Below are 1,022 nucleotides of genomic sequence, written 5' to 3' on the forward strand. Positions count from 1 at the left end.
ATAATATTTTATTTATTTAAAATGTTTAGGAAATTTTTATTACCTTATATTTTTGTTGTAGCATTTTTCTTTGCGCCTATAAGCGAAGCAAAAAAAGCCGTAAAAAATACCCCTAAACCTCCTGTTCAAACTGGTTTAGTAATTGATGCAAAAAGCGGTAAAGTGTTGCATGCCCATAATTCACAAATTCGGATTTACCCCGCTTCTTTAACTAAGCTAATGACTCTATACTTAATGTTTGAAGCAATTGAAGCCGGTAAGTTACCTTTAGATAAAAAATTACTTGTATCAGCAAAAGCTTCAAAAATGCCGCCTTGTAAGCTGGGTTTAAAAGCAGGGGAAACTATAACCGTTCGAGAGGCAATTAATGGATTAATTATAAAATCTGCTAATGATGCTGCTGTAACGGTTGCTGAGGGCATGAAAGGTTATTCCGCAACACAATATGCTTTACTTAGTAGTGCTAGTAGTTTATGTAACAATACTGTCACTATTTATGTTGGAAAACTCGTAAATATGATGGGTTGGGACGGTTTTTTCCTCTTTACTATAATTTTAGCCTTGCCTGCTTTGTTTATATTAATGTATCTTAATAAAAAGGTTAATGTGTAGTAAGTATTATTTTCATCGTCATTGCGAGCGATTGTAGGAAGCGTGACAATCTAGGAAAATAATAAAAAAATGCATAGCATTTTTTACTAGATTGCTTCGTCAAAATTTTCAATTTTTCCTTGCAATGACGAAAAATCACATTTGATTTAATTTGAATAATATTTTATTTATTTAAAATGTTTAGGAAATTTTTATTACCTTATATTTTTGTTGTAGCATTTTTCTTTGCGCCTATAAGCGAAGCAAAAAAAGCCGTAAAAAATACCCCTAAACCTCCTGTTCAAACTGGTTTAGTAATTGATGCAAAAAGCGGTAAAGTGTTGCATGCCCATAATTCACAAATTCGGATTTACCCCGCTTCTTTAACTAAGCTAATGACTCTATACTTAATGTTTGAAGCAATTGAAGCC

At 32.1% G+C, this 1,022-nt stretch carries 1 protein-coding gene and 1 pseudogene; both read left to right on the forward strand.

What is annotated here, in order from left to right; translation table 11 throughout:
• Positions 1 to 612, forward strand: a 612-nt coding sequence (locus O6R16_RS07955) for a D-alanyl-D-alanine carboxypeptidase family protein (RefSeq protein WP_499680704.1), incomplete at its 5' end; no start/stop codon positions are given.
• A 176-nt stretch (positions 613 to 788) separates the two neighbouring features.
• Positions 789 to 1,022, forward strand: a pseudogene (locus O6R16_RS07960) (D-alanyl-D-alanine carboxypeptidase); the annotation flags it as partial.

The organism is Candidatus Rickettsia tasmaniensis (genome assembly GCF_036857515.1).
GTDB classification, from domain to species: domain Bacteria; phylum Pseudomonadota; class Alphaproteobacteria; order Rickettsiales; family Rickettsiaceae; genus Rickettsia; species Rickettsia rickettsii.